8 protein-coding genes (1 of these 8 only partly in view) are annotated in these 8,384 nt (G+C 60.7%); 2 read left to right on the plus strand and 6 right to left on the minus strand.

Features of this window, described 5'->3' with window-relative positions; genetic code table 11:
* Positions 1-32: 32 nt before the first annotated feature.
* Positions 33-1,346 carry an NAD(P)H-dependent oxidoreductase gene (locus AC0L21_RS21250; RefSeq protein WP_473263786.1) on the plus strand — a complete coding sequence of 438 codons (1,314 nt, stop codon included), beginning with the start codon at positions 33-35 and terminating at the stop codon, positions 1,344-1,346.
* Positions 1,347-1,988: 642 nt separating this feature from the next.
* Here AC0L21_RS21250 and AC0L21_RS21255 read toward each other — a convergent pair.
* From AC0L21_RS21255 to AC0L21_RS21275, 5 genes are all read right to left on the minus strand, one after another.
* Positions 1,989-2,369 (minus strand): hypothetical protein, encoded by a 381-nt coding sequence (locus AC0L21_RS21255; protein ID WP_473263787.1) that lies wholly within the window; start codon positions 2,367-2,369, stop codon positions 1,989-1,991.
* A gap of 161 nt (positions 2,370-2,530) precedes the next feature.
* The gene (locus AC0L21_RS21260) at positions 2,531-3,904 is read right to left on the minus strand and encodes a hypothetical protein (protein WP_473263788.1); all 1,374 of its coding nucleotides are present in this window, start codon (positions 3,902-3,904) and stop codon (positions 2,531-2,533) included.
* Positions 3,905-4,171: 267 nt separating this feature from the next.
* Entirely contained in the window at positions 4,172-4,618 is a 447-nt protein-coding gene (locus AC0L21_RS21265) for a GNAT family N-acetyltransferase (RefSeq protein WP_473263789.1), read from the minus strand.
* Positions 4,619-4,673: 55 nt separating this feature from the next.
* Positions 4,674-5,126 (minus strand): NUDIX hydrolase, encoded by a 453-nt coding sequence (locus tag AC0L21_RS21270; protein WP_473263790.1) that lies wholly within the window; start codon positions 5,124-5,126, stop codon positions 4,674-4,676.
* Between the two features lie 159 nt (positions 5,127-5,285).
* Positions 5,286-6,371, minus strand: a complete 1,086-nt coding sequence (locus AC0L21_RS21275) for an NAD-dependent epimerase/dehydratase family protein (protein WP_473263791.1) — start codon at positions 6,369-6,371, stop codon at positions 5,286-5,288.
* 289 nt (positions 6,372-6,660) lie between these two features.
* Here AC0L21_RS21275 and AC0L21_RS21280 point away from each other — a divergent pair, with 289 nt between their 5' ends.
* Positions 6,661-7,749 (plus strand): TRAP transporter substrate-binding protein, encoded by a 1,089-nt coding sequence (locus tag AC0L21_RS21280; RefSeq protein ID WP_473263792.1) that lies wholly within the window; start codon positions 6,661-6,663, stop codon positions 7,747-7,749.
* A 245-nt stretch (positions 7,750-7,994) separates the two neighbouring features.
* Here the strand turns inward: AC0L21_RS21280 and AC0L21_RS21285 are convergent, their stop codons facing one another.
* On the minus strand, positions 7,995-8,384 hold the 3' portion of the coding sequence (locus tag AC0L21_RS21285; protein WP_473263793.1) for a hypothetical protein. The gene runs 201 nt beyond the window's last position; the window shows 390 of its 591 coding nt (coding positions 202-591); the start codon falls outside the window, past its right edge — the gene reads right to left on this strand; its stop codon occupies positions 7,995-7,997.

The following is an 8,384-nucleotide window of genomic DNA, read 5'->3' on the forward strand; positions in this document are numbered from 1 at the left end:
GAGCTTCAATCGTTGCGCTTAGGACAAGCCCCATGAACCTCTTCCGCCTCCTCCAGGCCCGCGCTGCCGCCGGCAAGCCCGTCCGCGTCGCGCTGATCGGCGCCGGCAAATTCGGCTCGATGTTTCTGGCGCAGGTGCCGCACACGCCGGGACTGGAGGTTCCCATCATCGTCGACATCGATCGCGACCGCGCGCGCGAGGCCTGCCGCACGGTCGGCTGGGACGCGGCGCGGATCGCCGCCACCGTTTTCACCGATGACGGCGCGCGCGCCATTGCCGGCGGCGCGATGGACGTGGTGGTGGAGGCGACGGGCAATCCGGCCGTCGGCATCAAGCACGCGCGCGCGGCAATCGCGGCCGGCAAGCATATCGTGATGGTCAATGTCGAGGCCGACGTTCTGGCAGGTCCGCTGCTCGCTGAGGAAGCCCGCAAGGCCGGCGTGGTCTATTCGCTCGCCTATGGCGACCAGCCGGCGCTCACCGCGGAGATGGTGGATTGGGCCCGCGCCACCGGCTTTCACGTGGTCGCCGCCGGCAAGGGGACGAAATATCTGCCGGCCTATCACGACGTGACGCCGGATGGCGTCTGGCAGCATTACGGGCTGACCGCGGGCGAGGCGCAATCGGCCGGGATGAATCCGCAGATGTTCAACTCCTTCCTCGACGGCACCAAATCGGCGATCGAGATGGCCGCGATCGCGAACGCCTGCGGACTGGACGTGCCCGCGGAGGGCCTGCTGTTTCCACCCTGCGGCGTCGACGACCTCCCGCACATCATGCGGCCGCGCAGCAGGGGCGGCGTGCTGGAGCGATCGGGCGTCGTGGAGGTGGTCTCCTCGCTCGAGCGCGACGGAAGGCCGGTGTTTCGCGATCTGCGCTGGGGCGTTTACGTCGTGCTGGAGGCGCCGAACGACTACGCCGCCGACTGCTTCAGGCAATACGGCCTGAAGACCGACGGCAGCGGACGGTACGCGGAGATGTACAAACCGTACCATCTGATCGGCCTCGAACTAAATATCTCGGTGCTGTCGGCCGCGCTGCGCGGCGAGCCGACCGGGCAGCCCCATGGTTTCCGCGGCGACGTCGCCTCGGTGGCCAAACGCAATCTGCGCGCCGGCGAGATGCTGGACGGCGAAGGCGGCTACACGGTGTGGGGCAAGCTCGTGCCGGCGGCCGCGAGCCTTAAGGCCGGCGCGCTCCCGATCGGGCTGGCGCATCGCGTGAGGCTGAAGCACGACGTCGCCCATGGCGAGATCGTGCGCTGGAGCGATGTCGAGTTCGACGCAGGCAACGAGACGGTGAAGACGCGGAGGGCGATGGAGGCGGCGTTCGTAAGCGCAGAGTAGGCCGCGCATTCATAAATCGGGATTCATTGGTGCGGCCTGAGCGATGTGCGCTGGCCGACGTTTTGCGGGCCCAAGCTGAACATCGACTCAGGTCAGCTACGGGCCAGAAGCGGAAGTACATGCATCTGTCGAACAATAGCATTCGCCTCCCCAAAATTCTAACTAAGCCGGTGATAGAGAAGTAAGGACATGGGTCTAGTGAGTGATCCGAGGTACGTGTGAGGCGTTTGTCGATATTTATTTTGATCGGGCCGCTCGTGGGCCTCTTGGTGCTTGTCGCCCTAGGCGGGGGATTCCAGAGCCACGCAGTCGAGGCCTTGCTTCTTGTGTTGCCCTTCGCGATGGCAGCAGGCTTTGTGCCGGCAATCGTGACCGCGTCATTCGACTATCTCTTCGAGAAGTGGGGCCTTCAACAGCTCCACCGGCTCATTGGAGTGGCGCTCGTTGGGTACGCGGCCGCCCACTTACTAGCTGTCGTAAATCTGGCTGAGGCCACACCGTTTATTCCCCTTGAATTTCGTTGGGGATTGGTAGGCGCTGTTCCGGCCGTTATCTGCTCTTGGCTCAGCAGGCCGTCGATGTTCCTGCGACCCCTCGAGTAAATTGTCCGCTTCGGGCCAATTGCAGACCTCGCCAGCTTCCTTAGCCTAAGGCGACCTGTTGCCTTCTGCGGAAATAGAACCAAGTCGCCCTCACAGCAGCGCTTGCCATGAACAACGATCCGCCAAGAATAACTGTCCAGAAATTTATCGCATACCCAAGTAGGACATCGAGACTTTCATTTGGCTTAGCGGCCTCAATATCGACCGCCTCTCCGATGACCCAAACCGCCGCGCCAATGAGCACGGCCGCGAGCAGAGCCACACGGAACAGCCATCTAAAATTCGGGACCATCATCGCGACCAATGGCGATAACAGCCCGGCGCACAATACAACTTTTGCAATTGTGTTTGGAGAGGGCACAACATTCCTCGCAATGAGAACCCGAAACAGCCGGTTCAGGCCGCAACCGAGCGTCACCATAGCTCCGCCAGACCATCCAACGATAACCGAACGTGTCAACCATAGACCTCAGTCAAACGCTAAATTTTGATCAAATGGCGAGGTCAGCTACGGGCCATAACCGGACATGCCGCCTTTGCTCGCGTCATCATTATGCCTTGCGCGCGAGGAATGATGACGCCTCATCGAGCACCGCCGCTCGGCGCGTCTGACGTCGGGGATCGACGCTCGTTTGACATCGCTGCTGGCTTCAGCGGCTGTTGATAAGGCCGCAACTCGCCCGCCTCCGCGAACACGAAATTAAAGCACTGATCATCGATGGTCAGGCGGCTTTTGGACGGCTCGTGCACTAGGGTGCTTTTCATTTCCCAATGCACGTCTGAGGATCGAATGCCGGGGCCAAACACGATGAAGTTGCTAAATTGAGACGCCCAATTCAGGCGGTTGCGATCGTTCGTAGGAAGAACTGATTGGGTACAAGTCTTGGTGATGATATCGTCGCCCCAACCCTCTTGCAGCACCACGATATCATTGCCCCACCCCAGATGCAGAACATGGTCACCACTGCCCGGGTTGACGATGTCATCTCCCCAGGAGTCATCTAATACGTTGTTGGCCTTGCCGAACACGAAGAACTGATTGCCGAAGGCGCATTTCAGATTACCGCCGTCGGCGTGGCCGGCGAAGTAAAAGCCCTTACAATCGCTACCGCTATCGACCGTGCCTACTGCAGCTTCCGGGTTGAATAAATAGCGGGGGCCTATCGGCGCCCCCGGATCGGGACCGCGCCCTCCATTTGGAAACAGCGTTGGAAGTTTGTGGTCCTTCATCAAATCGATCAGAATTTTCATGGTCGGCCGGAATTCGGCAGGCGCTCGATCCATCGCGGCCTCGTAACGCGCGATGGCTTCTACCGGCGTGGCCGAGAGCAAGACGCGGACCTCAGCGGGATGCAGGATCGGTGCTGGATCGCGCATGTAGTGGATGCGAGAGGGCGGGATCGAAAAGTATGTACCAGCGTCATAGCTGCCCTGAAAACTCGTTTCGGCCAAACCAGACTCCTGCTGCGCCGCAGCTAGAAAGTCGCGGTAGTGACCGTCCATGTAGCGCACGTTTTCGCCAGCCCCCTCCCACTTATAAGCCGATACGGGACATGATGAGCGGTTGACGATATCTACATCAGCGGGCGCGCCGCTGACGCGCTGCTCGTCACGTCCGAAGAGGATGATTTTTTGCAACCTTGCACCCGACTGCAACTCGATGCGCCACAGACTGGGCTTGAAGGAACTAAGGGCAAGCACCACCGGCTTATCGGTTGGTCCGATAACGATGCGGCCGGAGCCGGAGTATGAACCGATGAGATGTAACTCGGCAGCTTGGCCTGTCGGTACTATCTCGTTGAAATAGCCAGCATCCCTGTTGTCTCGCAGCAGGGGAGTGATCGAGGTCGGCGGATGCGAGAGCGGCAGGCTAGTACAGCTGGGCTGCGCCTCCGCTATGAGTGGATTAGCTGCGCATATGCCAACAACGAACAACCAAAGCGGCAGGTATCGCATTCGCGGATGTCCTCGAAACTGGGTCTGAAGATCATCGGCTGAATATGGTTAGAAGCGGGCGGACTCGGAAAGGACCAAATGAACTAGCGTTAATGGGGAGTATCTGAATATCAACGCGATGTCCGCAACGGGTCAATTGCGGCGGTTTCCCGCTGAGCGACCGACTTCCGGTCCTCGTCTGCGTCCGGAAATGTCGCTGCACTGCGCGACTGGCGCGATGGGCCAATTCCCGACACGTCCCCAAGCACATCGGAGGGCCAATGACACCTACGGCCGCACTTCGAAGTAAGTCTTGCCGCCTCGTTCGAATCCTGCTCGCTCGTAGAAGCGCAGGGTCGCCTCACGCTTGGACCCCGTCGCCAAGTGGACCTTATAGCAATCGGCCTGCGATGCGATCTCAAGCGCATAGGTGAGAACCCGTCGCCCGAGCCCTGATTTGCGATGGTCGGCGTGGGTGACTACATTCTCAATGACGCCATATGATCGGCCGCCCCGAGACAGATTGGGAACAATTGCAAGCGTGCACGACGATAGAAGCTGTTCACCTGCTTGCGCCACGATCACAGTCATAAACCTCGATGAAAGCAGGTTGGACCAGACGCGCTCAGCCGTAGCTGACTCCAGTTGAGCTTCGTGCGGATGGAGATGCCGGTAAAGGTTCAAAACCTGATGCAGGTCGTGTTCTGTTGCGTGACGGACAATAGCCTCTTTCATGTAGTGATCTCTTGCAAAGCAAGTCGCAGTTGCGGAGCAAATTGCAACGACAATCTCATATCCGAGGCCGCACTGTCTCCAGAAGTTTCAGAGCCTCCACCACCGAATTGTAGATCAATTGGTCATCCGGTTTGCGGTCCTCTTTGAGCTTCTCCACGTTCGCGCGATCAACCCAGAGAGTTTCTGACACTTTGCCGGTTTCCAGAGCTGGTTTTGTGAGGTCCCCGTCGACGGTCACGATGAACTGTCGTTCTTCGTAGGGTGTCGGCCCATAGCTCCAATATTTAGGTGTTAGCTCAAGAACGATGTTTTTGAGGAGCCAGCCTGTCTCCTCATGTATTTCCCGGCGCAGAGCAGAAAGAACGTCCTCGTCGTCTTCGACGTGCCCGCCGATCAAGTCCCAACACCCGGGAAATAGCTCACGCGTCGATGAGCGCCTTTGCACAAAGACGCGTCCTCGACCGTCAACGACCAACGCGTCCGCAATGAACTGCCTTCTTGGTGACATTTTCGTCGGTCTCGGAGTGTGGTAGATTAGCCTTTGCGGCGCCCACTTGAGGCCGATGCCGTGGCCTCAAGGTCCGATTTTGATCCAGCCGTACGAGCTCCGCAACGGGTCCACAATCTGACCTAGTAACGTCCCCGACATATCGGCTTTGGTTTTCCGTCAGGGCAGCAGCCGCTCTTGCCTCGCCTGCCTGAACCACTTCCGGAACATGTCCTCGGTGTCCATCATCTCGGTGAAGCCGGCGCGGTTGATCTTCACGGTCGAGACGATCGAGGGCGGACCAGATTCGGCGTGGCCGTAGCGCAGGCTGTAATCGGCGTATTGGAACGAGAGGCCGACGAATTCGGCCAACACAGGCGATGCAAGGTCGTGCTTGCGCCGCAGCGCGTCCCAGGGACCGACCCAGGATGGAAACTCCCTGGCGAGCGACAGCGGGACCGGCTTGCCCGGCTTCATCTCCAGTGCATCGGCGACCGCAGGCCAGATGTTCTCCCAGGTGAAGACGTCGCCATTGGTCACGTTGAAGGCTTCGTTGCGCGCGGCCTCCGCCTCGCCCGACCAAGCGATAGCGCGGGCGAGGAGATCGACATCGACGGCCTGCCCCACCCGCGGAGCGCCGCCGGGGTAATCGAGCGGCCTGCCCTGCTCGCGCAGGATCGCGGCATAGACGCCGAGCGGCGGGATCAGGTCCATGGCGCCGCCCATGGCGAGGCCTACGATCAGCACCGGCCGCAAGATGCTCCAATGCCAGCTCTTGCCGGTTTGGAGGTCGCGCAAGAAGCTTTCCTGCGCCCAGTAGAAGTTGGGCTGCTCGTACATTTCGGAGCGGCCTTCGCGAGCCGGCACTGTCAGCGGGCGAACGTGGACGCCGTAGGCCTTGGTGCCCTGCAGCAGGGCGACGTGCCTGAGGCCGGGCGCCACAGGCTCGAGCGCACCCATCAGATTGCGCAGCATCAAATCGTTGGTCTTGATCTGCTGCGGGTCGCGCCAGCCGTCGACGAGCTGCGGCGCCTCGTAGAGCGCAGCGTAGATCAGATGCGTGGCGCCGCTCAGTTCCGAGGCGGCGCGCCCGCAATCCGCTGCGCTGGTCAGGTCGATCTGGACATGACGGGCACCGTAGAGGTCTCGCGGCTTCCGCCGGGACAGCGCAATGACATCGCATCCGCCCGCCAGGCCGAAGTGTCGCAACGCCGCATTGCCGACGAGACCGCTCGCTCCGGCGACCACGACTTTCTTGCCCGTCATGCGCGAGCCTCCCTGGTTTTTGCGCGACTGAATAGCAGATCGCATGCCGACCCGACTTGCGTCAGGCCGGCGTTCGCAGCTGCGAGGCGCCCATGAGACTTGATTCTGGCGAAGCGCCCGGTCATCCTCGCGCGCGGAACCGCAACGATCGGAATTCCATCTACCAGTGCCCGCAAGGGCCGTTCGGAAACGCCACAACGTCTCAACAGAAAACGTCGAGCGTCGACGAAGACAAGACGACACCAAGATCGTTCCCTGGTCGAAGCATCGACTTAACGGAGGGAAGCGCATGGAACGTCGTAAATTCCTGACGGCAGGCGGATTGGGCCTGGCCGCCAGTGCCGTCGCTGCGCCGGCGATCGCGCAGTCGATGCCCGAGATCAAATGGCGATACGCCGCGAGCTGGCCGAAGGCGCTCGATACGCTCTACGGCGGCTGCGAGTATTTCGCCAAGCGCGTTGCCGAGATCACCGACAATCGTTTCCAGATCCAGCCATTCGCCGCCGGCGAGATCGTGCCGGGCCTGCAAGTGCTCGACGCCGTCGCCAACGGCACGGTCGAGATGGGCAACACCGCGCTGTATTATTATTGGGGCAAGAACCCCGCCTTCACGTTCGGTACGTCGCTGCCGTTCGGCTTGAATACGCGCCAGCACATTTCGTGGCTGCAGTGGGGCGGCGGTCAGGACCTGATCAACAATCTGCTGAAGGAATACAACACCATCGGCATTCCGACCGGGTCGACCGGTGCCCAGATGGGCGGCTGGTTCCGGAAGGAGATCAAGTCGATCGACGATCTCAAGGGACTGAAATTCCGGGTCGGCGGCTTTGCTGGAACGATCATCGCCAAAGTCGGCGGTGTCCCGCAGCAGATCGCGGCGGGCGATATCTATCCCGCGCTGGAGAAGGGCACGCTCGATGCCGCCGAATGGGTCGGGCCCTATGACGACGAGAAGCTCGGCTTCGTGAAGGTCGCGAAGTACTATTACTATCCCGGTTGGTGGGAAGGCACCGGCCAGGGTCACAACATCATCAATCTCGACAAGTGGAACACGCTGCCGAAGCACTATCAGGCCGCGGTCGATGCCGCGTCGCGCGATACCTTCACCTGGGTGACCGGCAAATACGACTACGTCAATCCGCCGGCGCTAAAGCGCCTGCTGGTGGCCGGCGCGATCCTGAAGCCGTTCCCGCAGGAAGTGCTGGAGAGCTGCTATGGCGCGGCCAACGAGATCTACGCCGATCTCGCCAAGACCAACCCGCATTTCGGCAAGATGTATGCGAGCCTGACGGCTTTCCGCAGCGAATCGCTGGCCTGGATGCAGGTCGCCGAGCTGAGCTTCGACAGCTTCATGATGCGGATGCGGACGCGGACGTGAGTCGCTGAGCAACGCGTGAGGTTGGAAACGACGAAAGCCCCGGAGATGTCTCCGGGGCTTTTTTGTTGGGGCGCTGATGGCGGGGTTAAGCGAAAGCTCGCCTCACCAAAGGTGTCTGTCATCGCCCGGCTTGACCGGGCGATCCAGTATCCAGAGCCCCGCGTTGTAGAGCTCGGTCATCATAACCGCCGCGGCGTACTGGATGCCCCGCCTGCGCGGGGCATGACAGCGGTGAGAGTAGAGGTTCAGTTCTGATCGTCACCCAGGGCTGCGACCAGCTTGTCGTAGTACTTGCCGACGAGATCGATGTTGGCCTTGTTCTCGATCTGCGGCGCAGGCGTCTTCAGCGCTTCGTTGAGTTCGTCGAGCGCTTCCTTCTTGTCCTTGGCCGGCATCTTCTTGTCGGCCTGGACCTGCGCGATCTGCGCCTTGATCACGGCTTCGGTGCCGACATATTTCTTAGTCGCGGGATCGAAGCCGCCGAGCACCAGACTGATGTTGTCGACGACGTTGTTGTAATCATCGTAGCTGGCAAAGCCGTTCTTCTTGGCGACGCCGTCGAGCTGCCCGATCACCTTCTGGTCGGGCGCGGTGTTCTCCGGAAGTTTTTCCGTGATCGCGTCCATGTCCTTCTG

The sequence above is a fragment of the Bradyrhizobium sp. WSM4873 genome (assembly GCF_055811355.1).